We start from the raw sequence: 24,410 nt of genomic DNA, 5'->3' as shown, positions 1-24,410 counted from the left end.
AGCGCGTACAGGAGGAACCCAGCGTGTCCAGCAACAGCCCGGAAGAGCGCAGCCTCGTTCTGATCAAGCCCGACGCGGTTCGCCGCGGCCTGGTCGGCGAGGTTCTCTCCCGCTTCGAGCGCAAAGGGCTGCGGATCGACGCGATGGTGCACCGGACGATGGACGCCGCGCTCGCCGACGAGCACTACGCCGAGCACGTCGACAAGGCGTTCTACCCGCCGCTGAAGGACTTCATGACCAGCGGCCCGCTGGTCGCCCTGGTGCTCTCCGGCGACCAGGTCATCGATGTGGTCCGTGGGCTGGTCGGGGCCACCGACGGGCGCAAGGCCGCCGCCGGCACCATCCGGGGTGACCTGTCGCTGTCCAACCGGGAGAACCTCGTGCACGCCTCCGACTCGACGGACAGCGCCAAGCGCGAGATCGCGCTCTGGTTCCCCGAGCTGGGCTGAACGCCCCACCGGCCCGGGGCCCGACACCACCGACGCCCGAATTCAGCCGGTCGCCGGCACCTTCGCCGGGTTGCCGATCACGTAGATCCCGGTGATCCGTCCGTCGGCCGCGGCGATGGTCAGCGTGTACCGACTGCCGTCCGCGCGGGTGACCAGCACCGCGGGTTCCGCGTTGAGCTCGATCGGCTCCATGGTCACCTGATGACGTGGGCCGTAGACCCCGGCGTAGAACCGGGCGATCCGGTCCGCGCCGGTGACCGGGTTGAGGGCGGCCCGCGCCCGCCCGCCGCCGTCGTTCCAGGCGGTGGCGTCGGCGGCCACCAGATCGGTGAGGGTGGCCAGGTCGCCGTCGCGGGCGGCGGCGAGGAACGCGTTCAGCAGCCGCTCCCGCTCCGGGCGGCTGGCGGTGAACCGGCGCTGTTCCTGGCGTACCCGGGCGGTCGCCCGGTGGTACAACTGCCGGCAGTCGGCGGCGGACCGGTCCAGGATCTCGGCGATCTCCGCGTACGGCAGGTCGAAGGCCGTGTGCAGGACGTACACCGCCCGCTCCGGCGGGGTGAGCCGCTCCAGGACGTGCAGCAACGCGGTGGAGAGCGAGTCGCGCAGCTCCACCCGGTCCAACGGTCCGAACGGCGAGGGCGCGGTCGGCACCGGCTCGGGCAGCCACGTCCCCACGTACGTCTCGCGGGTCGCCTGCCGGGCGCGTAGGCGGTCCAGGGCCAACCGGGTGACCACCCGGGACAGGTACCGGCGCGGCTCGTCGACCCGTGCCCGGTCCACACCCAGCCAGCGCAGGTACGCCTCCTGAAGCACGTCCTCCGCGTCGTGCAGGCTGCCGAGCAGCCGGTACGCGAGCCCAAGCAGCATCGGCCGGTGCGCCTTGAGCGCACCGGCCGCCTCTGCTGCCGCCTCGGTGGTCACGCCTGGGCCGGAGGCTCCAGCCGCATGGTCACCCCGATCCGATTCCACACGTTGATTGTGGCAATCGCGATGACCAGGTCGGCCAGTTCCTTCTCCGACCAGACCTTCGCGGCGTCATCCCACACCTCGTCCGGCACCCCGTGCTCGCCGAGCCGGGTGACCGCGTCGGTGAGGGCCAACGCGGTCCGTTCCCGCTCGTCGAAGAACGGCGACTCCCGCCAGGTGGCGACGGCGAACAGCCGCCGGCTCGACTCGCCGCCGGCGAGCGCGTCCCGGCTGTGCATGTCCACGCAGTACGCGCACCCGTTGATCATCGACGCCCGGAGCTTCACCAGCTCCAGCACCGTGTGGTCGACGTTCGTCTGGACGTACTTCTCCAAGCCCAGGACGGCCTTGTACGCCTGCGGCACGACCTCGGTCGGGTTCATCCGTTGCACGACTACCTCCTGATCGGTTCCGACACCCATACGACGGTTGCGCCGGGCGGGTCGTGACAACCGGGACTGTGACCCCGCTCATGCCGCCGGCGATCGGGGCGGCAGGCCGACCGACGACCGGCGTTCGCGTCCGCGTCACCCGGGCCGCCGCTCGCTGTCACCTCCACCCGATAGACCCACGGGGTCAACCCATGATCGGGAGGAAGCATGACCGAGCTTGACCGACGTACCCTGCTGCGCACCGGCCTGATGGTCGGCGCCGGAGCCGCCGGCGGCGCGCTGCTGGGCGGTGCCGGCGCGAACGCCGCCCCAGCCTGGCGCCCGGCGGCGCGCCCGGTGCTCACCCACGGGGTGCAGAGCGGCGATGTGACCGCGGACTCGGCGCTGGTCTGGACGCGGGCCGACCGGCCGGGCCGGATGCTGGTCGAGGTGAGCCGACGACCGGACTTCCGGGGGGCGCGCCAGCTGCGCGGCCCGGTGCTCACCCCGAACGGCGACTTCACGGGGAAGGTCCGGCTGCGGGGCCTGCCGGACGCCGAGCGGCTGCACTACCGGGTGCGGGTGGAGAGCCTGGACCGGCACGGGGTGGTCAGCGAGCCGCTGACCGGGACGCTGACCACCGCGCCGGGACGGCACCGGCGACGCGACGTGAAGTTCGTCTGGACCGGCGACGTGGTCGGGCAGGGCTGGGGCATCGCCCCCGACTTCGGCGGCATGTCGATCTTCCGGGCGATGCGGCAGGCCCGACCGGACTTCTTCCTGTGCAGCGGCGACACGGTGTACGCCGACGGCCCGCTGGTCGAGTCGGTGACGCTGCCCGACGGGCGGGTCTGGCGCAACCTGGTCACCCCGGAGAAGAGCAAGGTCGCCGAGACGCTGGCCGAGTACCGCGGGCAGTTCGCCTACAACCTGCTCGACGAGCACCTGCGGGAGTTCGCCGCGGCGGTGCCGCAGATCAACCAGTGGGACGACCACGAGGTCCTGAACAACTGGTACCCGGGTGAGATCCTGGACGACCCGCGCTACACCGAGCGGCGGGTGGACGTGCTCGCCGCGCGGGCCCGCCAGGCGTTCAACGAGTGGCTACCGGTGCCGGTCGACGGGCCGATGTACCGGCGGCTGTCGTACGGGCCGTCGCTGGACGTGTTCGTACTCGACATGCGCACCCACAAGGACCCGAACGACGGCAACACGTACGCCGACCCGACGCGTGGTCTGCTCGGCCGGCAGCAGCGGGAGTGGCTGATCCGGGAGCTGAAGCGATCCACGGCGACCTGGAAGGTGATCGCCAACGACCTGCCGATCGGAGTGGTGGTGCCGGACGGTCCGGGCGCGCAGGAGGGTGTCGCGCAGGGCGACCCGGGCGCGCCGGCGGGTCGGGAGCTGGAGTTCGCCGAGGTGCTGCGGGCCACCCACCGGGCCGGGGTGACCGGCATGGTCTTCCTCACCGCCGATGTGCACTACTCCGCCGCGCACCACTACGACCCGTCCCGCGCGGCGGTCGGCGACTTCACCCCGTTCTGGGAGTTCGTCTCCGGCCCGGCGCACGCCGGCGCGTTCGGCCCGAACGCGCTGGACGGCACGTTCGGGCCCCGGGCGGCCTTCGTGCACGCGCCGCCGGTGGCCAACACGTCACCGGCGGAGGGCTTCCAGCACTTCGGTGAGGTCACCATCGACGGTGAGTCCGAGGCCCTGACGGTCCACCTGCGCGACCGCGACGGCGCCTCGCTGTGGAGTACCACCCTCCCGGCCCCCTGACCACAGCTCGTTGATCATGAGGTTGGCGGGCGGATCGGCCGTCCACCGCCCGCCACCTCATGATCAGCGACGGTCGCCGGGGATGAGGACCGGCGTGGCGGGCACCGTCCGCTCGGAGAGCTCGGCGGGTGCGGCCGACGTCGGCGCGCCGCTCAGAGTGGCGGTGGACGTGCCCGTCGGTGTGCCGGTCGACGTGGCGGCCGGTGTGGCGGGGACCACCTTCCCCCGGCCGGAGAACCGGCGTCCCGCCCCGATCATCGGCTGCTCCACCCAGCGGTAGAGCAGATCGGCGGCGAGCAGGCCGACCACCGTGGTGGCGACGAAGAGCCGGGTGCTGTGCCCGGCGTACGACGGGACCAACGCGATCACCGTCGTCATGGCGAGGTACTGCACCAGGTACAGGGAGTAGGAGCGTTCGCCCACGAACACCAGCGGTCGCCAGGAGAGCAGCTTCGTCGGCAGACCCGAGGCCAGCATGGCCGGGAGCAGCACCGCCACCGCCACCGCGTAAACGCCGATCATCAGCTCTGAGTGACCGTCCTCGGCGGGCGGCCAGTACGGCAGCGACAGGTGCACGGCGACGAACCCGACGAGTACGGCGAGGGACGCCACCGGATGGGTCAACGGCCGGAACAGCGCGTACCCCCGGGGGTGGTGCATGACGACCGCCAGCAGGCAACCCACCAGGATCGACACGTAGTGGATCGGCCAGTAGGGCCAGTCCTTCTCGAACGGGATCAGCGCGACGAGAGCGGCGATGGCCAGCAGCGTCACCGCCATCCGGCGCAGAAACGCGGTGCGGACGAACACGAAGGCCAGCAGCGGCCAGACCAGGTAGAACTTCCACTCGATGGCGATCGTCCAGGAGTGCGGGAACGCCTGGTTCGGGGCGAACTCGTTGACCATGAGCAGGTAGAACGGCATCGACTCGCGCAGCCGAGCGCTGGCGCCGTTGAGGTGCGCGAGGGCGTACGTCGCGGCGAGCACCACCAGGTAGACCGGCAGGATCCGGAAGATGCGCCGGACGTAGAAGGACCGCAGCGACACCCGCCCCCGCGACTCCTCCTCGCGCAGCATCAGCGTGGTGATCAGAAAGCCGGAGAGCACGAAGAACAGTTGGACGCCGACCCAGCCGGACAGCCAGGTCCATCGCGGCCCCCCGAAGTGGAAGGCGACGACGATCACCGCGGCGATCGCACGGAGCCCGTCGAGGGCGGGAAACCGGCGCATCGCTCGGTATTCGGCGTAACTTATCGTGGCCACCCGCTGAATTCTGGGGAGCGGCACACAACGCGTCAAGGCGGCTCTCTGACGCCGCCCCGCTCCGGAACGTCACCCTCCCCGTGGCCCCAAGCCGTCGAGCGGGGCGACAACCCATGATCGACGAGGGTCGGGTGCCGGGGTTCTGCCAGCGCCGTTCGGCCCGGGCAGGCCGAACAGCTCCCCGTTGCCGACCGTCAGGTCGACGCCGCGGACCGCCTGGACCTTACGACGCTGTGATCCGCAGGCTAGGAGCGACAGGGACGGGTGGGAAACGGATTCGGATCGAGCCGAATGCTCAGGCCGAGGCGTCCGCCGGCTCGTCGCCGACGAGCTGTACCAGTGCCAGGCCGGCCGGTTCCAGGCCGTACAACACCCGCCGGCCCACCCGGCGGCGGTGCACCACGCCGGCGGCCAGCAGCGCGGAGAGCTGCTCCGACACGGTGCTCGGGGCGAGCCCCAGAGCGGCCGCGAGGCCAGCGGTGGTGGCCGGCCGGGTCAGCGCCCGCAGCACCTGGGCACGACCTCGGCCGATCAGCATCGCCAGCCGGTCCGTGGCCGGTGTCGTCCGGGCCGTCGAGGTCGGCCCACCCTCTGCGAGCACCACCGCCCCGCGCGCCTGGTAGGAGACGGCGATGATCTCCGGGTGGTCGGTCGCGCAGATGAGTGCTCCCTGCGCGAAGACCAGGGGAATCAGCAGCAGCCGCTGGTCCACCGCCGTGAACTCCTGCTCCGACGGCTTCACCAGCGTCAGCACCGGCTTCTCCCAGCGCACCCGCTCGTGCAGGTCGGCCAGCAGCGCGTCCGGACCGTACGCGGCGAGCGCCCGGGCCCGGTGCAGCACCTCCTCGTCCAGCGCCGCCTGCATCGCCGGCCACCACGGTGCGATGGCCGCGTCCCAGTACGCCTCGATGCCGTCGGCGAGCCGGTCCAGGGCGGCCCGCCGGTCCGTGACGAACGGGCGGAGCCACTCCGGCAGGTCGTCCGGGTGGTAGTAGTGGGGGATCTGCTCAGCGATCACCTCAGCCGGTGTCGCGCGCAGCTCGGCGAGCTGGTCGGCCAGGGTCGGCGCTGCCGACGTGGGGATCGGGCTGAGGAAGTCCGGTGCGGGTAGGCCGGCGGTCAGCAGCCGGGCCGGCGCGGTCGCCGGCACCTCGTCGAGCACCCGCCGTGCGTGCCGCGCCCAGGCGGTGTACGGCCAGGGGGCTTCTCCCGGGTGGCGGTGCAGCAGTAACAGGCTGGTCAGCACCTCCCAGAGCGGGCTGGTGGCGATCCGGGTGCGGGACAGGGTCGGCTCATCCAACTCGATCCGGATCACCCGGTCAGCCTAGGGTGCCGGAGCGCGGGTCACTCGGCGGTGGGGTGGGCAGCGGGTCTTGTATCGTTGAGCACCGTAAGGCGATGACCCGGCCATCACCGGTGAGCCTCCGGAAGAACAGCCGGGTGACCGGCCCAGTAGAACCGGACGGGTGCGGCCCGTCACAGCCGGCAATGAGCGGGCGGTCGATCCTGACCGCCAAGCGGGGTGGTACCGCGGGCCACCCGGGAGCGCCGTCGTCGGCGTACCCGGACGGTTCGTCCTCGCAGACCCACGTTGAGTGAGCTGCGAGGAGAGCGACCCCCGATGGCCTATCCGTTGCACGACCCGACCGCCGCCGGTGTGCCGGCGAGCCCGGACCTGCCCGCGGTCGAGCGCCGGGTGCTGGAGCACTGGACGGCCGACAAGACCTTCGAGGCGTCGGTCGAGGCCCGTCCCGCCGGGACCGACGGTAAGAACGAGTACGTGTTCTACGACGGCCCGCCCTTCGCCAACGGCCTGCCGCACTACGGTCACCTCTTCACCGGCTACGTCAAGGACGTGGTGCCGCGCTACCAGACCATGCGCGGCCGGCACGTCGAGCGGCGCTTCGGGTGGGACTGCCACGGCCTGCCCGCCGAGGTGGTGGCCGAGAAGCAGCTCGGCATCACCAGCAAGGCGGAGATCATCGACCTGGGCGTGGCCCGGTTCAACGAGGCCTGCCGGACCTCGGTGCTGGAGTTCACCCAGGACTGGGAGCGGTACATCAACCGGCAGGCCCGCTGGGTCGACTTCACCAACGACTACAAGACCCTCGACCTGGACTACATGGAAAGCGTCATGTGGGCCTTCAAGACCCTGCACGACAAGGGTCTGATCTACGAGGGTTTCCGGGTACTGGCGTACTGCTGGCGGTGTGAGACCCCGCTGTCGAACACCGAGACCCGGATGGACGACGTCTACCGGGACCGGCACGACCCCACCCTGTCGGTGTGGTTCGAGCTGACCGCCGACGAGTCCGCCCCGGAGCTGGTGCGCGGGCCGGTCAAGCTGGGCGTCTGGACCACCACGCCGTGGACCCTGCCGTCGAACCTGGCGCTCGCCGTCGGGCCCGACATCGAGTACGCCGTGCTGGAACGCGACGGCGAGCGCTTCGTGGTCGGGGCGGCGCGGCTGGCCGCGTACGCCAAGGAGCTGGACGGGTACGAGCAGGTCGGCACCGTGTACGGCCGGGACCTGGTCGGACGCCGCTACACGCCGCTGTTCGACTTCCTCGTCGAGCAGGCCGGGGAGAACGCCTACCAGGTGCTCGGCGCGGAGTTCGTCACCACCGAGGACGGCACCGGGATCGTGCACCTGGCCCCGGCTTTCGGTGAGGACGACCAGAACGTCTGCAACGCCGCCGGCATCCCCACCATCGTCACCGTGGACGACCACACCCGGTTCACCGCGCTGGTCCCGCCGTACCAGGGTGAGCAGGTCTTCGACGTCAACAAGCCGGTGATCCGGGAGCTGAAGGACCGGGGGGTGGTGCTCAAGCAGGACACCTACACCCACTCGTACCCGCACTGCTGGCGCTGTGACACCCCGCTGGTCTACAAGGCGGTCTCGTCGTGGTTCGTCGCCGTGACGAAGTTCCGGGACCGGATGGTCGAGCTGAACCAGGAAATCAACTGGACGCCGGCGCACATCAAGGACGGCTCGTTCGGCAAGTGGCTGGCCAACGCCCGGGACTGGTCGATCAGCCGTAACCGGTTCTGGGGCTCGCCGATCCCGGTGTGGAAGTCCGACGACCCGAACTACCCGCGTCTGGACGTCTACGGCTCCCTCGCCGACATCGAGCGGGACTTCGGCGTACGCCTGACCGACCTGCACCGGCCCGAAGTGGACGACCTGGTCCGCCCCAACCCGGACGACCCGAGCGGTCAGTCGATGATGCGCCGGGTGCCGGAGGTGCTGGACTGCTGGTTCGAGTCCGGTTCGATGCCGTTCGCCCAGGTGCACTACCCGTTCGAGAACGCGGACTGGTTCGAGCACCACTACCCGGGTGACTTCATCGTCGAGTACATCGGGCAGACCCGCGGCTGGTTCTACACGATGCACGTGCTGGCCACCGCGCTGTTCGACAGGCCGGCGTTCCGCAACTGCCTGAGCCACGGCATCCTGCTCGGCTCGGACGGGCGCAAGATGTCCAAGAGCCTGCGCAACTACCCGGACGTCTACCACGTCTTCGACTCGTACGGCTCGGACGCGATGCGCTGGATGCTGATGTCGTCGCCGGTGCTGCGCGGCGGGGACATGGCGGTCACCGAGACGCTGATCCGCGACGCGGTACGCCAGGTGCTGCTGCCGCTGTGGAACGTCTGGTACTTCTTCTCGCTCTACGCCAACGCCGACGGGCACACCGCCCGCCGTCGCACGGACTCGACGCACCTGCTCGACAGGTACGTGCTGGCCAAGACGAACGAGCTGGTGTCGACGGTCGGCGCGCAGATGGACGCGTACGACATCTCCGGCGCGTGCGCGACCGTCCGGTCCTACCTGGACGCGCTGACCAACTGGTACGTGCGCCGGTCCCGGGACCGGTTCTGGTCCGGCGACACCAACGCGTTCGACACCCTGTCGACGGTGCTGGAGACGCTCTGCCGGGTGGTGGCGCCGCTCGCGCCGCTCACCGCGGAGGAGATCTGGCGTGGGCTCACCGGTGAGCGGTCGGTGCACCTGACCGACTGGCCCTCGGCGGAGGAGTTCCCGGCCGACCACGACCTCGTCGCCGCGATGGACAACGTGCGGGCGGTCGCCTCGGCGGCGCTGTCGCTGCGCAAGGCCAAGGGGCTGCGGGTACGCCTGCCGCTGTCGACGCTGACAGTCGCCTCGCCGGCGGCGGAGCAGCTGCGCCCGTTCGCCGATCTGGTCGCCGACGAGGTCAACGTGAAGGCGGTGGAGTTCAGCGCGGAGCTGTCCGCGTACTGCGAGCAGGTGTTGACGGTGGTGCCCCGGGCGCTCGGCCCGCGGGTCGGCAAGCAGGTCCAGCAGGTGATCAAGGCGGTCAAGGCGGGCGACTGGGAGCTGGTCGACGGCGCCCCGGTGGCCGCCGGCGTGACCCTGGCCGAGGGCGAGTACGAGCTCCGTCTCGTGGCCGCCGACGCCGAGCACTCCGCGCCGCTGCCCGGCGGCGAGGGCGTGGTCGTCCTCGACACCGAGGTCACCCCGGAGCTGGCCGCCGAGGGGCTGGCCCGCGACGTGGTGCGGGTGGTGCAGCAGGCCCGCCGGGACGCCGACCTGGACGTCTCGGACCGGATCGTGGTGTCGGTGTCGGCGTCCGACGAGGTACGCGCGGCGGTGGCGGGGTACATCGACTTCGTGTCCGGCGAGGTCCTTGCCGACTCGGTGGACTTCGCCGAGGGCCTGGACGGCTTCGCCGGCGAGGTCGGCGAGGGCGAGCGGGTCACGGTGACCGTCCGTCGTTCCTGAGCGTCGGTACGGACGCCTCCGCACCTCCGTCGGCGGAGTGCGGAGGCGTCCGCTACGGTGACACCGCCCGCTCGCACCTCATCTGCCGGAGGACCAGTGCCCCTGCTCTACACCATCGGCAAGCTGACCGTGGCGCCCACGCTGCGGGTGGCGTTCCGCCCGACCGTGGAGGGTCTGGAACACGTGCCGGAGACCGGAGGCGCGATCTTCGCCGGCAACCATCTCTCGGTGGCCGACGAGCTGTTCCTCGGCACTGTCGTGCCCCGGCACCTGGCGTTCTGGGCGAAGTCGGAGTATTTCAAGGGCACCGGCGTGAAGGGTGCGATCTCCAAGTTCGTCCTCACCGGGCTGGGCGCGATTCCGGTCGAGCGGGCCGGTGGGCGCGCCGCGCTGTCCGCGTTCGACGCGGCGATCCCGGCCCTCAAGGGCGGCGACCTGGTGGTGGTCTACCCGGAGGGCACCCGTTCGCCGGACGGCAAGCTCTACCGGGGGCGTACCGGCGCGGCCCGTCTGGCGATCTCGGCCGGCGTGCCGATCATCCCGGTCGGCATGATCGGCACGGACAAGGCGCAGCCGATCGGCGCCCGGGTGCCCCGCCCGGGCGCTGCCAAGATCACGGTCCGGTTCGGCAAGCCGCTGGACTTCACCGGCCGCCCGGACGACCGCACCTCGCTACGGCAGATGACCGACGAGCTGATGAGTGAGATCCAGAAGCTCACCGGCCAGGAGTACGTGCCGCGCTACGCCCCGCCGCGGGCTCACCCGGACCCGACCCGCGACGCCTGACGGCGCGCTCAGCCCCGCTCAGGCTGGACGATCTGGGCGCGCAGGCTGGCCAGCAGGGTGGCGCTGTCGGCCACCGAGAGTCGGGTGAACACGCCGGTGGCGATGCTGCCGTGGTCGACCGACGTGCAGACCACCACGTCACTGCCGTCGGCGCTACCCACCGCGCATCGTTCGTGCCTGCCCCGCACACCGGTGTCGACGCTCTCCGGGGCGCTCAGCGCGTATCGCTGGGTGAGCCGGCTGATTTCAGCTTCCGCGTCCGACTCCGGACTCAGCCGGAAGCCGGTGCCACCGAAGACGGTCACCCGCTTGCCGCTCGTCGTGGAGTACACCCCGGCGAACGTGTCCTCGGCCAGCCAGTGCTCCTTGCGTACCTCGTTCTCCAGCTTGCGGGCGGTCTCCGTGCTGCGGTTGTCCTGCCGCAGGCTGAGGTCGTCCACCTGCACGGGCAGTGCCGCCCGCGCCGGGTACTGGGCCGAGATCGGGAACCCGTAGTAGGCGGGGCAGCCGCAGCAGCAGGCCAGCGTGAGCAGCAGCAGCCACGGCCAGCGGCGTCGCCGGCGGACCGGGACCGGCACGTAACCCTTGGGGGCCTGCCACCCGGGCGGCGCTGGCGGTGGCGCGGTGGGCCGGCGGCCCCGGCGCTGCTTCGGCACCTTCGGCGGCGCGGGTGGCGACATCGGGCGGGCCGGCACCATGGGGCCGACAGCCCGCGGTGGACCCGGAGCGGTCGGCGGCGGCACCGGGTGGGAGCCGGCCGGGGGAGCGGGCGGCCCGGACCATTGCCGGGTGTCCGACGGCCTCGGGAACGGCGTCGTCGGCGGCGGCAGTGGGGGCGGGGGCGTCATCGTCGGCGGCAGCGGGGGCAGTTCGGCGGAGGGCAGGTCCCAGCCGCCGGTGTCCACGCCCGCCCATGGGTCGACCGGCGTCTGGTCCTCCGGTGGCCCGACGGGGACCGGCGGGACAGGGGTCGGCTCGGCCGACTCGCCCCAGGCGGCCCGGCGGGGCAGCGGCGGCGGCACCGGCGCCGAACCGCTCCACCTGGGCGCGGGGACCTCCGCGGTGGCCGCGGGCTCCGGCTCGCCTGGGGGTTTCGGCTGATCCGGCTGATCCGGCTGATCCGGCTGATCCGACGGGTCCGGCTGGGTCGGGGGTCCGGGCTGGTCCGAGGGTTCCGGCTGGTCCCGGGGTTCCGGCTGGGTCGGGGGTACGGGTGGGGAGGTCGGCTCGTCGGCGACCGCCGGGTCCCGCTCCGGCTCGGTGCCCGGGGTGCTTCCGTCGGCCGGCCGTGCTCCCGGCTGGGGCTCCGGCATCGCGGCAATCTCCTCTCGCGCCGATCCGAGGTTAGTACCGCGCCGCCACCACCGCCGATCGGGCGTGCGCGCGATCGGTGCCGGGCGAACGCGTACCCTTGGGCATCATGAGTGCCCCGTCCACGACGCCGCGCGCGGCCGCGACCAATTCCGTGTGGTCCCAGCTCGAGCCGCTGCTGCCCCAGGTCTCCAAGCCCATCCAGTACGTCGGCGGCGAGTTGGGTGCGGTGGTCAAGGACTGGGATGCCGCGACCGTGCGCTGGGCGCTGATGTACCCCGACGCGTACGAGGTGGGCCTGCCCAACCAGGGCGTGCAGATCCTCTACGAGGTGCTCAACGAGCTGCCCGACACCCTCGCCGAGCGGACGTACGCGGTCTGGCCGGACCTGGAGACGCTGATGCGCACGCACGGCGTGCCGCAGTTCACCGTCGATGCGCACCGGTCGGTGCGCGGGTTCGACGTGTTCGGCATCTCCTTCTCCACCGAGCTGGGCTACACCAACATGCTCACCGCGATCGACCTGGCCGGCATCCCGATGCTGTCCGCCGACCGCACCGACGCCGACCCGGTGATCGTGGCCGGTGGGCACGCCGCGTTCAACCCGGAGCCGATCGCCGACTTCATCGACGCCGCGGTGCTCGGCGACGGTGAGGAGGCGGTCCTGGAGATCACCGCGATCGTCCGGGAGTGGAAGGCCGAGGGCTCCCCGGGTGGCCGCGACGAGCTGCTGCTGCGGCTGGCCCGTACCGAGAGCGTGTACGTGCCCCGCTTCTACGACGTCGACTACCTGCCCGACGGCCGGATCCAGCGGGTCGTGCCGAACCGGGCGGACGTGCCGTTCCGGGTGCACAAGCGCACGACGATGGACCTGGACGCCTGGCCGTACCCGAAGAAGCCGCTCGTGCCGCTGGCCGAGACGGTGCACGAGCGGTACGCGGTGGAGATCTTCCGCGGCTGCACCCGGGGTTGCCGGTTCTGCCAGGCCGGGATGATCACCCGGCCGGTGCGGGAGCGGTCGATCACCACGGTCGGGCAGATGGTCCGCGAGGGTCTGGAGTTCTCCGGCTTCTCCGAGGTCGGCCTGCTGTCGCTCTCCTCGGCGGACCACTCCGAGATCGGCGACATGTGCTCCGGCCTCGCCCAGCAGTACGAGGGCACGAACGTCTCGCTGTCGCTGCCGTCGACCCGGGTGGACGCCTTCAACATCGACCTCGCGCAGGAGCTGTCCCGCAACGGTCGGCGTACCGGCCTGACCTTCGCCCCGGAGGGCGGGTCGGAGCGGATCCGCAAGGTCATCAACAAGATGGTGTCGAAGGAAGACCTGATCCGGACGGTCGTCACCGCGTACACCAACGGCTGGCGGCAGGTGAAGCTCTACTTCATGTGCGGCCTGCCCACCGAGACCGACGAGGACGTCCTCGAGATCGCGGAGATGGCCCACGAGGTGATCAGGGCCGGCCGCGCCGCGACCGGCTCGAAGGACATCCGCTGCACGGTCTCGATCGGCGGGTTCGTGCCGAAGCCGCACACCCCGTTCCAGTGGGCGTCGATGGACCGTCCGGAGGTCATCGACCACCGGCTCAAGATCCTCAAGCAGGCCATCAACGCGGACCGCTCGCTGGGCCGGGCCATCGGCTACCGCTACCACGACGGCGAGCCGTCGCTCATCGAAGGGCTGCTCTCCAGGGGTGACCGCCGGGTCGGCTCGGTCATCCGCAAGGTCTGGGAGAACGGCGGCCGGTTCGACGGGTGGAGCGAGCACTTCTCGTACCAGCGGTGGGTGGACGCGGCGGCCGAGACGTTGCCCGCGTTCGGGGTGGACCTCGACTGGTTCACCACCCGTCAGCGCGACGAGCTGGAGGTCCTGCCCTGGGACCACCTGGACTCGGGCCTGGACAAGGACTGGCTCTGGCAGGACTGGCAGGACTCGGTGAGCGGGTTCGAGCAGGACGACTGCCGGTGGACGCCCTGCTTCGACTGCGGCGTCTGCCCGTCGATGGACACCGAGATCCAGATCGGCCCCACCGGTAAGAAGCTGCTGCCGCTCACCCCGCTGGGCGGCAACGGCATGAAGGTGCCGTCGGGTCACTCGCACAGCTGACCGGGCTGCCGCCGGCTGGCGGCGCCCGACCACTCTCCACATCCGACATGTTTCCCAACGGGCCCGCGTCTCGCGGGCCCGTTGGCGTTGTCAGGGCCTCGTCGCGTTGTCGCCCGCACCGGACCCACCCAGATCGGCCGTCATCTGTACCACGTGGTGGTGGCTGGGGCTGCCCCGCCTAGGTCACACTCGATACGCTGCGTCTGACATGGACCGACCCCGTGGGTCGGGAACGGGGGAGGAAGCGCATGGGTAGCATCCCGCCGCCGAACACCGGCGATCTGCAGGTCAGCGTCGAGGACCTGGACGCCGCCGCCACGTACGTGGAGCGGCTCAGGCAGTACGTCGACGACACGATCAAGTACGAGATGGAACGCATCAAGACGCGGATGAAGGGCGACAGCAACAACGCCCAGACCGTCCCGAACGGCACCCCGTTCGGCGCGTACGAGGACGCCGTCATGCAGTGGCGGGCACTGGAGACGTCCACGGCGAACATGGAAGCGCACCTCACGACGCTCTCCCAGAAGCTCGCCGCGCTCAAGGAAGGCACCGAGGAGATCGCCAAGGCGTTCCGCGACGCCGAGGCGCGTAACGCCGCCAACGGCAAGGAGATCGAGCGGCTGCTGGAGTCGGCGGCGCCGCCGCCCTCTGCCGGCGGCGTACCCACCTACCCGTACACGGCCTGAGGGGGACGTCATGGCTGGAGGAACCTGGGAGCGGTGCGTCCGCGAGGTGACGCTCTCCGCGGACCCGGAAACGGTCGGTTCGGTCGGGGCGGGCTGGAGCAATCTCTCCAGCGGCCTGCAACAGTTGCGCGACGCGCTCGTCGGCCGGTCGTTCGTCGGCCCGGTAGCGACGGGTCAGGAGCGCCCCAATGTCGGCGGCCTGCCCGGGATGCTCGCCGGTTGGAAGGGCAGCGGTGGCGACGCGTACCGCGAGCACCTGGGCAAGATCGGCAAGCAGATCGAGGATCTGATCACCGACGCGACGAACGTCAGTGGCGCACTGACGCGGATCGAGGGTGACATCCGCAAGTCGGTCTCCACGATCCCGATCCCCCTGATGGACGACTTCGGATGGAACGAGTGGAGCCTGCCCAACGGCACCGAGCTCGACGACGCCCGCGACGGCGAGAGTGCGTCGGGGTTCCTCGCCGCCCTGCGTCAGGACTACCAGAACAATCCCGCCTCGTACGCCGACGGCGCGTTCCGTGACAAGGCCGACGACCTGGAAGCGACGATGAAGGTCGACGGTCAGGCCGGCGACCAGAAGCGGGGCGGCTGGTGGGACACCAAGTCCCACCTGGACAACTGGTACCGGGACAACCAGCAGGCGGCGAACACCGCGATGGCGCCGCTGCCGCAGGCGGTCTACACCGAGCGTCCCAAGCTGACGGTGGTCCCGCCGTCAGACACCGGTGATCCTCCGCGTGACGACGAGAACGACATCAGGCGTGACACCCGGATTCCGCCAACCGGGCGACCCGACATCGGTGGTGGGGATTTCGGCGGGAAGCCCGATATCGGTGGTGGCCCCACCATCGGCAGCAGGCCGCCGGGCATCGGCGACACGGGCGGCCCGACGTCCACCGTCGACCCGTTCTCCCCGACCACTCCGGGCGGGATCGGCGAGGGCTCACCCACCGGCGGCACCGGTCAGCTCACCTCCCCGTCGACCGGTTCCAGCTACCCAGGCATCGACTCTGGGTACAGCAGCGGTCTGGCCGGCGCCAGCCCGAGCGGCGTCAGCAGCCTGGGCGGTGGCATCGGTGGCGGCGGGGTCGGCAGCGCCGGCCTCGGTGGCGCCGGCGGTGGTTTCGGAGGTGGCGCCGGTGTCGGGTCGGCCGGCGGGATCGGTGCCGGTGGTGGCATCGGTGCCGGCGGTGGCATTGGCGTGGGCGGCATCCCCGGCATGGTGGGTGGCGGCAACGGAAAGCTGCCGCCGATGACGAGCGCCGCGAACGCGCTGCGCGCCGCGGCTGCCGCTGGCCCTGGCGGCGCCGGGATGGCGGGCGGCGCCCGTGGTGCGGGCATCGGCGGCGCCGGAATGATGGGCGGCGGCATGATGGGCGGCGCGGGCGGCGCCGGACACGGCGGTGGCGGCGGCTCGGAGCACTCGTCGTGGTTGACTGAGGACGACGATCCGTGGGGCCCCGGTGACGGGGCGTCCCCGGGTGTCCTTCGGTGAGGATGGACGGATGAGGGTGAACGTCGGAAGCCTCCGGCCGGTAGTCGCCTGTCTGCTGGCGGGTTTCCTGGTGGTGGGGGTCGCCCAGCCGGCGGTCGCCGCGCCCCGGCGGGCCGAGCAGTGGTATCTGGACGAGCTGCGGATCGACCAGGTGCACAAGGTCTCCACCGGGCGGGGCGTGGTCGTGGCCGTGCTCGACAGTGGCGTCGAGGCCAGCCATCCGGACCTGCGGGGTCAGGTGCTTCCCGGTGCCCGCAGCTACGGTGCCGCCGGGGACGGTCGGGCCGACGAGGACGGGCACGGCACGCACATCGCCGGCATCATCGCGGCGAAGGCCAGTGGCGACGGCGTGGACGGGATCGCCCCCGGCGCGAAGATCCTGCCCATCAAGCTGCGCAAGGGCACCGGAAGCAACAGCGAGGCCGCGGTCGCCCTCGGCATCCGGATGGCCGTCGACGGCGGCGCCAAAGTGATCAACATGTCCTTCGGTGGCCCGGGCATGGCCAGCCCTCAAGAGGCGAGCGCGATCAAGTACGCGCTGGACCATGACGTCGTCGTGGTCGGCTCCGCCGGCAACACCAAGAACGGCAGAAACACAGTGAGCAGCCCGGCGAACACCCCGGGCGTGATCGCGGTGACCGGGACGACCAAGGGTGGCAAGTTCTGGTCCGGGTCCGTCCGGGGGCCGGAGGCGGTGGTCGCCGCTCCGGGCGACAGCGTCTACAACATCACCAACGAGGCGGGCTACGGCTGGGGCGACGGGACCTCCGATTCCAGCGCGATCGTCTCCGGCCTGGCCGCGCTGATCCGGGCGAAGTACCCCGACCTCAGCGCTCCGAGCGTGATCAACCGGATCATCCGGACCGCGCGGGACGCCGGCCCGTCCGGACGGGATCCGCAGTACGGCTTCGGGGTGATCGACCCGATGAAGGCGCTGACCGCCAACGTGCCGCCGGTCACCAGCAACCCGCTGCTCGGCCCGGCCGCGACCGATCCGGAGCCGGCCGGCACCGGCGGCCCGGCCCGTACCGGGGGTGCGGACGAGGAGTTCGACGTCACCCAGCACGGTGATCGCGGTGGCCCGACCGACCAGCAGGTCATGGTGGTGGGGATCGGTATCGCCGTGGTTCTGGTGTTGTTGCTGGGGCTGGCGGTGTTCCTTATCTGGAACCGGCGGCGGTACCGGCGGGAGGCGGCCCGAGCAGCCCAGATCCCGGACGAGGTGCTCGACCGGGTGACCCCTGGCGCACATCCCTCTCCGGACGCGTACTACGCCCCGCCACCCGGCTACGCACCTCCTCCCGGCTACCCGCCGCCCCCCGGCCACGGCCAGCCCTCCGGCTACGCACCACCGCCCGGTTACGGCCCGCCGTCCGGGTACGGCCCGCCGGGCGGGCCACCGCCGGCCCCGCCGACGGAGCGGTAACCGGTCCCGATCGTGCTGGCCGGCTGGTGACCCCCGTGTCACCGGCCGGCCATCGGCATTCGCACCGGGTGGTCGCGCCCCTGCTGACCGGTTTGCACCCGTCTGTCGGGGCCATTCGGCCGACCCGGCTGCGTACCGCCACGAGCTCTGCGCCAGGATGGGCGGACACGCAGGTACACCCGAGGAGCCCACGATCGCCAGAAAGCCTCAACCCGAGGGCGGCCAGGCACCGGTCGTCCAACGCGTCCGCATCCGGTACGCCAAGCGCGGACCGCTGCGATTCACCTCGCACCGGGACTTCGCCCGGGCGTTCGAGCGCGCGCTACGCCGGGCCGCCGTGCCGGTCGCCTTCTCGCAGGGTTTCCACCCGCACCCGAAAATCTCCTACGCCAGCGCCGCGCCCACCGGGGTGGCCAGCGAGGCGGAGTACCTGGAGATCGCCCTGCAGGCCGCTGTCGACCCGGAGGCGCTGCGCGCCGCGTTGGACGCCGCGCTCTCGCCGGGGCTGGACGTCCTGGACGCTGTGATCGCCGAGGGCGGCAACCTGCCGGAGCGGATCGAGGCGTCGCACTGGTACATCGAGTTGCCCGAGGTCGACCCGGCGGTGCTGCGCGCCGCCGTGGACACCTTCGTCGCGGCCGAGGAGGTGCTGGTCGAGCGGATGACCAAGCAGGGGCGACGTACTTTCGACGCCCGCGCCGCCGTGATATCGATCGATGTCCAACTACCTACGCCGACGCCTTCCGGGGCACCGGCCGTACCGTGTGCGATACTCGAACTGGTCGTGCGGCAGGTCACCCCGTCCGTACGGCCCGATGACGTCCTTTCCGGCCTCCGCGTGGTGGCCGACCTGGAGCCGCCGGTTTCGCCGAGGGTGACCCGGCTGGCTCAGGGCACGTTGACCGCGCAGGGTGCGATCGTGGATCCGTTGGATGCGGACCGCGACGGGGCAGCCATCGTAGGGCACTGACCGACGGTCCGTGCTCTGGCAGGCAGACTTCGGCGGTCGCGCACCACGCGCGCCCGGCGGAAACACTTTTGCGGCGACCCTGCGTGGCAGCGCTCACCCGCGCCCGGGGTAGCCAGAACTGGAGAACGTCCATGCTCGAGAACGAGCCCGAGGGCGGCGAACGGACCGGTTCACAGCCGGCCGGCGAGACCGCCGACCAGAGCACTGCCGACGGCGCCGCTGTCGCGCCCCCCACCACCGAGGTCGGTTCGGCCTCGGTGGAACCAGCCGGCGCCCAGAGCGCTCCCGAGGCCGCCGAGCCGGCCGCGCCGGTGCGGCGCACCCGGGCGACCCGTCGCCGGGCCGCCCCGCTCAACCAGCCGGAGCAGACCGACGCCCCGGTCGAGGCGTCCACCGGTGGTGCCGGCAGTGCCGAGGCACCGCAGGCGGAGGTCTTCGCACCGGTCTCCGGCGACCAGGACGTCGCTCCGAAGACCCCCCGGCGTCGCCGCAAGGCCGCCGCCGTCGAGACGACCGCTGACGAGCCGCTGGTCGCCGCCTCCGCGGAGGCTGCCTCGGCCGAGGTGGTTCCGCCGGTCAAGGTGACCCGTACCCGGCGCAAGAAGGCCACGCCCGCCGCCGTCGAGGAGGCGCCCGCCACCGAGCAGCCGGCCGCCGCCGTCGAGGAGCCGGCGGTCGAGGAACCGGTCGCCGAGGAGCCGGCCGTCGCCGAGGAGCCGGCGGAGTCCGACCTGCGCGAGGCCGAGGCCGAGTTGACCGACTCCCCGGCCCTCCCGAGCACGTCCGCCGCCGAGCTGGCCTGGAGCAGTGGCCCGCAGGAGCGCTCCGGCGACGTCGCACCGGGCGTGGCCGTGTCCGGTGTGACGGACGAGCCGAACGAGCCCGTCGAGATCGAGCCGGAGCAGCCGCGTACCCGTCGTCGGCGGGCTGCGCTCTCCGCGCCCACAGTGCTGTTCATGGCACCCCAACCGGACGCTGTGCCGGTGACCCGACCGGTGGAGCCCGCCGAGCCGGCCGAGGAACCGGCTGTCGAGGAAGCCGCCGAGCCGTCCCGTCGCCGTCGGCGCGGCCGCCGCGAGGTCGAGCCGGTGGAGCCGATCGAGGCGATCGAGGCCGAAGAGGAGCCGACCGAGGAGGCCGACGAGGCCACCGAGGCGGATGAGGACGACGAGGACAGCGCCGCCGCGCGCCGTCGCCGCCGGCGTGGTCGTCGGGGTCGCGGCCGGGGCAAGGGCGGGGCCGACGACGCCGAGGACGAGGAGTCCGAGGAGGCGGCACAGGCCGACGAGGAAGAGACCGCCGAGGCCGAGACCGAGGGTGACGAGGACGAGGAGTCCGAGGGTGGGGACGGCCTGACCCGTCGTCGCCGCCGTCGTCGCCGTCGTGGCGCCGGTGACACCGAGGGCGCGGCGGACGACGGCGTGCCCACCGTGGTGAAGATCCGCGAGCCGCGCCGCACCGTCGACGAGGTGCAGGGTGTGTCCGGCTCGACCCGGCTGGAGGCCAAGCGCCAGCGCCGCCGCGACGGCCGGGAGCAGCGCCGTACCCGCCCGCCGATCCTCAGCGAGTCGGAGTTCCTGGCGCGCCGGGAGGCCGTCGACCGGGTGATGGCGGTCCGCCAGCGCGGTGACCGCACCCAGATCGCCGTCCTGGAGGACGGGGTGCTGGTTGAGCACTACGTCACCCGCAACTCCTCCGCGACGATGGCCGGCAACGTGTACCTCGGCAAGGTGCAGAACGTGCTGCCGAGCATGGAGGCGGCGTTCGTCGACGTCGGCCGGGGCCGCAACGCGGTGCTGTACGCCGGTGAGGTCAACTGGGACACCTCCGGGCTGGAGGGGCGGGCCCGCTCGATCGAGCAGGCGCTGCGCTCCGGCGACTCGGTGCTGGTCCAGGTCACCAAGGATCCGATCGGGCACAAGGGCGCACGGCTGACCAGCCACATCGCGCTCTCGGGCCGGCACCTGGTCTACGTGCCCAACGGCAACGCCTCCGGGATCAGCCGCAAGCTGCCGGACAACGAGCGCAAGCGGCTGCGCGACGTGCTCAAGAAGCTGGTCCCGGACGGCGCGGGCGTGATCGTCCGGACGGCCGCCGAGGGCGCCACCGAGGACGAGCTGGCCCGCGACGTCAAGCGGCTCCAGGCGCAGTGGGAGGACATCCAGGCCAAGGCCGCCGAGGGTGGTGCTCCGGTGCTGCTCTACGGCGAGCCCGACCTGGTCATCCGGGTGGTCCGGGACCTGTTCAACGAGGACTTCCGCGAACTGGTGATCGAGGGCGAGCAGTCGTACGACATGGTCGAGTCGTACCTGTCGCACGTCTCCCCGGACCTGGTCGACCGGGTCCGTCGGCACGTCGGCACGAGCGACGTGTTCGCCGAGTACCGGATCGACGAGCAGATCATCAAGGGTCTGGACCGCAAGGTCTTCCTGCCCTCCGGTGGCTCGCTGGTGATCGACCGCACCGAGGCGATGACCGTCGTCGACGTCAACACCGGCAAGTACACCGGCTCCGGGGGCAACCTGGAGGAGACCGTCACCCGCAACAACCTGGAGGCGGCCGAGGAGATCGTCCGTCAGCTCCGGCTGCGCGACATCGGTGGCATCGTGGTGATCGACTTCATCGACATGGTGTTGGAGTCGAACCGTGAGCTGGTGCTGCGTCGACTCACCGAGTGCCTGGGCCGGGACCGCACCAAGCACCAGGTCACCGAGATCACCTCGCTCGGCCTGGTGCAGATGACCCGCAAGCGGATCGGCGCGGGCCTGCTGGAGGCGTTCAGCGAGACCTGCGAGTGCTGCAAGGGCCGGGGCGTCATCATCCACACCGAGCCGGTGCCGGAGAAGCCGCGCCCCGCCGGTGCGGGGGAGAAGGTCAAGGCGGTCGCCGCGTCGGTGGCTCCCGCTCCGGCGGCCGAGCAGGGTGTCACGTCGTCCCGCCGTCGGGCCCGCAAGAACGCCCCGGCGGCGGCCGAGCGGACCGTGGTCGAGGTCGTCGACACCGATTCCAGCCCCGAACCGGACGCCGACTACCAGGACACCATGGGCTACGACCTGTCCCGCTACGAGTCGGACACCCCCGCCGCGCCGGCGATCTCCGACGCACAGCAGGGTGAGTCGGCTCGGCTGGCCGCGGCGGACGACCCGGACGCGCTCGCTGACGGTGAGGGCGACGAGGAGAGCACCGACGGCGGTGGCGGCCGTCGCCGGTCGCGTCGGGGCGGCGCCCGTCGGCGGACCCGCCCCTGAACACCTGACCGGCCACGTGCGTTGACGAGGTCCCTCTCCCGGCACAACGCCGGGGGAGGGACCTCGCCGTTGCGGTCACCTGGCGACACCACCCAGGTCCGCACCGCCGCGCAGGCGGCCCGCCGCCCCCCGCTGGCCGGAGGTACGTGGCGGCCCGCCGCTCGTGGCGGCGGGCGCCGGGGTCGGCCGTACGACTGAGGGCTGCCCGGTGGCGGACCGGGGCGGCGCTGTGTCGACTGACGGACCGTGCGGTGGGTGCAGTCGGAGTGGGCCGACGATCCGCAGCTCACGACCCTGCTTGCCGGAGTCGGGCCGAGGTTCGCGCCCGCGGGGTCGACGTCGGGTCGATCGACGATGGCGAACTCGGCCGGCTTCAGCAGCGCCTCGACCGGCTCTGCGCGCGCTGACCAGGGCGGGCCGGTTTGGGGTCCGGGCCGGCAATGGCGTACTCTTGCCTGCGGCCCACCTTTGGTGTGCCGAGTTCCCGTGTGCCCGCGCCGCCGTGCACTGCTACCCGGCGAGCCGCTGCGGGGACGACCGCCAGCAGCCTCAACGACAGGGAGTCCGCCTCCGATGTACGCGATCGTCAAGACCGGCGGCAAGCAGTACAAGGTCGCCGAGGGCGACGTGATCGAGGTCGAGAAGCTCACCGGTGCCCCCGGTGACGCGGTGAAGCTCACCGCGGTGCTCCTCGTCGACGGTGACGACCTGGTGACCGACGCGGCGAAGCTTGCCGAGGTCGCGGTGTCCGGCGAAATCGCCGCGCACACCAAGGGCCCGAAGATCCGGATCCACAAGTTCAAGAACAAGACCGGCTACCACAAGCGCCAGGGTCACCGCCAGCCGTTGACCCAGGTCAAGGTGACCGGCATCTCCAGCGGGAAGTAGGTCGTCCTCCAATGGCTCACAAAAAGGGTGCGTCCAGCTCGCGTAACGGTCGTGACTCCGCGGCCCAGCGACTCGGCGTGAAGCGCTTCGGTGGTCAGGTCGTCAGCGCCGGTGAGATCATCATCCGGCAGCGTGGCACCAAGTTCCACCCCGGTGACCTGGTCGGCCGTGGCGGCGACGACACGCTGTTCGCGCTGTCCGCCGGTGCGGTCCTGTTCGGCACCAAGCGCGGTCGCAAGACCGTCAGCATCGTTCCGCAGCAGTAGTTCTCGGGCTTAAGCGGGCCGCGGACCTCCGGGTCCCGGCCCGCTTAGCCTTTTTCGCGAAGTGCGGGGGTGGACCTCGCTGGAAGGATTGACGCCGTGGCAACGTTCGTTGACCGGGTCGTTCTGCACCTGCAGGCCGGCGATGGCGGGCACGGTTGTGTCTCGATCCACCGCGAGAAGTTCAAGCCCTTCGGCGGGCCGGACGGCGGCAACGGCGGGCACGGCGGCAGCGTGTCCCTGGTGGTCGACCCGCAGGTGACCACGCTGCTCGACTTCCACTTCCACCCGCACGTCAAGGCCGACAACGGCAAGGGCGGTGCCGGCTCGAACCGGGACGGGGCCAACGGCCACAACCTGGTGCTCAAGGTGCCCAACGGCACCGTGGTGCAGACCACCGACGGCACTGTGCTGGCCGACATGGTCGGCGCCGGCACCACCTTCGAGGTCGCCCGCGGCGGGCGCGGCGGGCGCGGCAACGCCTCGCTGGCCAACGCCAAGCGCAAGGCGCCCGGCTTCGCCGAGCTGGGGGAACCCGGCGACCAACTGGACATCGTGCTGGAGCTGAAGAGCGTCGCCGATGTGGGGCTGGTGGGCTTCCCGTCGGCCGGCAAGTCGTCGCTGATCTCGGTGATCTCCGCCGCGAAGCCGAAGATCGCCGACTACCCGTTCACCACCCTGGTGCCCAACCTCGGTGTGGTCCGGATGGACAATCACACCTTCACCGTCGCGGACGTGCCGGGCCTGATCCCCGGCGCGGCCACCGGCAAGGGCCTGGGCCTGGAGTTCCTGCGGCACATCGAGCGCTGCGCGGTGTTGGTGCACGTCATCGACTCGGCGACGTTGGAGCCGGGCCGTGACCCGGTGGCCGACATCGACGCCATCGAGGCCGAGCTGAGCCAGTACGGCGGCCTGGCGGACCGCCCCCGCCTGGTCGCCGTCAACAAGGTCGACGTGCCGGACGGCCGCGACCTGGCCGAGATCGTGCGCCCCGACCTGGAGGAGCGCGGTTACCGGGTGTTCGAGGTCTCCGCGGCCACCCGGGAGGGGCTCAAGGAGCTGACCTACGCGATGGCCGAGCTGGTCGAGGCGGAGCGCAAGGCCGCGCCGCCCGCCGAGCCGACCCGGATCGTGATCCGCCCGATGGCCGTGGACGACGACGGTTTCACCATCACGGCCGAGGCGGATGGCTCGTTCACCGTGCGCGGTGTCCGCCCGGAACGCTGGGTCAAGCAGACCAACTTCGACAACGACGAGGCGGTCGGCTACCTGGCTGACCGGCTGGCCCGGCTCGGGGTGGAGGACAAGCTGGCCAAGGCCGGCGCGCAGCCCGGTGATCTGGTCCGGATCGGTGTGCGCGAGTTCGACTGGCAGCCGACGCTCTTCGCCGGCGTGGAGTTCGTGCCCGGCAACCGGGGCACCGACGTCCGCCTGGAGGAGAAGTCGAACCGGGCCTCCGCCGCGGATCGGCTCGCGGCCCGCAAGGCTCGTCGGGTGCGGTCGGCGGACGAGGTGGGCGCGGACGCGTCCGACGACCCCGATGACGAGGACGACGCCGAGTAGTTCGTTGCGCTCCGTGATGGGGTTGATTTCCGGAAACCTTCGCGAAATCGACGCGTCCTAGCGTG

The 24,410-nt window shown here is 71.6% G+C and carries 18 protein-coding genes; 13 read left to right on the top strand and 5 right to left on the bottom strand.

Going from position 1 to position 24,410, the window contains the following annotated elements; all coding sequences use genetic code 11:
- Positions 1–23 precede the first annotated feature (23 nt).
- Positions 24–449: a nucleoside-diphosphate kinase gene (ndk, locus tag QSK15_RS19955; protein ID WP_210866643.1), complete on the top strand. Its 426-nt coding sequence runs from the start codon at positions 24–26 to the stop codon at positions 447–449.
- Between the two features lie 42 nt (positions 450–491).
- On the opposite strand, the gene sigJ is transcribed toward ndk, so the two are convergent.
- Together sigJ and QSK15_RS19945 are read right to left on the bottom strand one after the other, a co-directional pair.
- Positions 492–1,370, bottom strand: a complete 879-nt coding sequence (gene sigJ / locus QSK15_RS19950) for an RNA polymerase sigma factor SigJ (RefSeq protein ID WP_285795634.1) — start codon at positions 1,368–1,370, stop codon at positions 492–494.
- A complete protein-coding gene (locus QSK15_RS19945) occupies positions 1,367–1,798 on the bottom strand; it encodes a carboxymuconolactone decarboxylase family protein (RefSeq protein WP_377618832.1) in 432 nt (143 codons plus the stop codon). The genes sigJ and QSK15_RS19945 overlap by 4 nt, the downstream gene beginning before the upstream one ends.
- Before the next feature lie 216 nt (positions 1,799–2,014).
- Between QSK15_RS19945 and QSK15_RS19940 the strand changes: the two genes are divergently transcribed.
- The gene (locus QSK15_RS19940; protein WP_285795633.1) at positions 2,015–3,565 is read left to right on the top strand and encodes an alkaline phosphatase D family protein; all 1,551 of its coding nucleotides are present in this window, start codon (positions 2,015–2,017) and stop codon (positions 3,563–3,565) included.
- 63 nt (positions 3,566–3,628) lie between these two features.
- Here the strand turns inward: QSK15_RS19940 and QSK15_RS19935 are convergent, their stop codons facing one another.
- Together QSK15_RS19935 and QSK15_RS19930 are read right to left on the bottom strand one after the other, a co-directional pair.
- The gene (locus QSK15_RS19935) at positions 3,629–4,828 is read right to left on the bottom strand and encodes an acyltransferase family protein (RefSeq protein ID WP_285795632.1); all 1,200 of its coding nucleotides are present in this window, start codon (positions 4,826–4,828) and stop codon (positions 3,629–3,631) included.
- A 295-nt stretch (positions 4,829–5,123) separates the two neighbouring features.
- A complete protein-coding gene (locus tag QSK15_RS19930) occupies positions 5,124–6,143 on the bottom strand; it encodes an ArsR family transcriptional regulator (protein ID WP_285795631.1) in 1,020 nt (339 codons plus the stop codon).
- A 306-nt stretch (positions 6,144–6,449) separates the two neighbouring features.
- Here QSK15_RS19930 and ileS point away from each other — a divergent pair, with 306 nt between their 5' ends.
- Positions 6,450–9,596 (top strand): isoleucine--tRNA ligase, encoded by a 3,147-nt coding sequence (ileS, locus tag QSK15_RS19925; RefSeq protein WP_285795630.1) that lies wholly within the window; start codon positions 6,450–6,452, stop codon positions 9,594–9,596.
- Positions 9,597–9,692: 96 nt separating this feature from the next.
- Positions 9,693–10,382, top strand: coding sequence for a lysophospholipid acyltransferase family protein (locus tag QSK15_RS19920; protein ID WP_285795629.1), 690 nt, complete (start codon positions 9,693–9,695; stop codon positions 10,380–10,382).
- A gap of 8 nt (positions 10,383–10,390) precedes the next feature.
- Here QSK15_RS19920 and QSK15_RS19915 read toward each other — a convergent pair whose 3' ends face one another.
- The gene (locus QSK15_RS19915) at positions 10,391–11,695 is read right to left on the bottom strand and encodes a hypothetical protein (protein ID WP_285795628.1); all 1,305 of its coding nucleotides are present in this window, start codon (positions 11,693–11,695) and stop codon (positions 10,391–10,393) included.
- 107 nt (positions 11,696–11,802) lie between these two features.
- Between QSK15_RS19915 and QSK15_RS19910 the strand changes: the two genes are divergently transcribed.
- The 9 genes from QSK15_RS19910 (at position 11,803) to obgE (ending at position 24,345) form a co-directional block, all read left to right on the top strand.
- On the top strand, positions 11,803–13,797 hold the full coding sequence (locus QSK15_RS19910; protein ID WP_285795627.1) for a TIGR03960 family B12-binding radical SAM protein: 1,995 nt from the start codon (positions 11,803–11,805) through the stop codon (positions 13,795–13,797).
- 248 nt (positions 13,798–14,045) lie between these two features.
- Complete coding sequence (locus tag QSK15_RS19905) at positions 14,046–14,486, top strand: WXG100 family type VII secretion target (RefSeq protein ID WP_285795626.1); 441 nt, start codon at positions 14,046–14,048, stop codon at positions 14,484–14,486.
- A 10-nt stretch (positions 14,487–14,496) separates the two neighbouring features.
- Positions 14,497–15,987 (top strand): WXG100 family type VII secretion target, encoded by a 1,491-nt coding sequence (locus QSK15_RS19900; protein ID WP_285795625.1) that lies wholly within the window; start codon positions 14,497–14,499, stop codon positions 15,985–15,987.
- 10 nt (positions 15,988–15,997) lie between these two features.
- On the top strand, positions 15,998–17,413 hold the full coding sequence (gene mycP / locus QSK15_RS19895; RefSeq protein ID WP_285795624.1) for a type VII secretion-associated serine protease mycosin: 1,416 nt from the start codon (positions 15,998–16,000) through the stop codon (positions 17,411–17,413).
- Positions 17,414–17,570: 157 nt separating this feature from the next.
- Positions 17,571–18,383, top strand: coding sequence for a TIGR03936 family radical SAM-associated protein (locus tag QSK15_RS19890; protein WP_285795623.1), 813 nt, complete (start codon positions 17,571–17,573; stop codon positions 18,381–18,383).
- Positions 18,384–18,514: 131 nt separating this feature from the next.
- Complete coding sequence (locus QSK15_RS19885; RefSeq protein WP_285795622.1) at positions 18,515–21,631, top strand: Rne/Rng family ribonuclease; 3,117 nt, start codon at positions 18,515–18,517, stop codon at positions 21,629–21,631.
- Between the two features lie 573 nt (positions 21,632–22,204).
- The gene (gene rplU, locus QSK15_RS19880) at positions 22,205–22,519 is read left to right on the top strand and encodes a 50S ribosomal protein L21 (protein WP_007464063.1); all 315 of its coding nucleotides are present in this window, start codon (positions 22,205–22,207) and stop codon (positions 22,517–22,519) included.
- An 11-nt stretch (positions 22,520–22,530) separates the two neighbouring features.
- Positions 22,531–22,785, top strand: a complete 255-nt coding sequence (rpmA, locus tag QSK15_RS19875) for a 50S ribosomal protein L27 (protein ID WP_007464062.1) — start codon at positions 22,531–22,533, stop codon at positions 22,783–22,785.
- 96 nt (positions 22,786–22,881) lie between these two features.
- On the top strand, positions 22,882–24,345 hold the full coding sequence (obgE, locus tag QSK15_RS19870; protein WP_285795621.1) for a GTPase ObgE: 1,464 nt from the start codon (positions 22,882–22,884) through the stop codon (positions 24,343–24,345).
- Positions 24,346–24,410 lie beyond the last annotated feature (65 nt).

It is taken from the genome of Micromonospora sp. NBRC 107095 (assembly GCF_030269705.1).
GTDB lineage: Bacteria > Actinomycetota > Actinomycetes > Mycobacteriales > Micromonosporaceae > Micromonospora > Micromonospora parva.
This window is presented reverse-complemented; position numbering and strand designations above follow the sequence as displayed.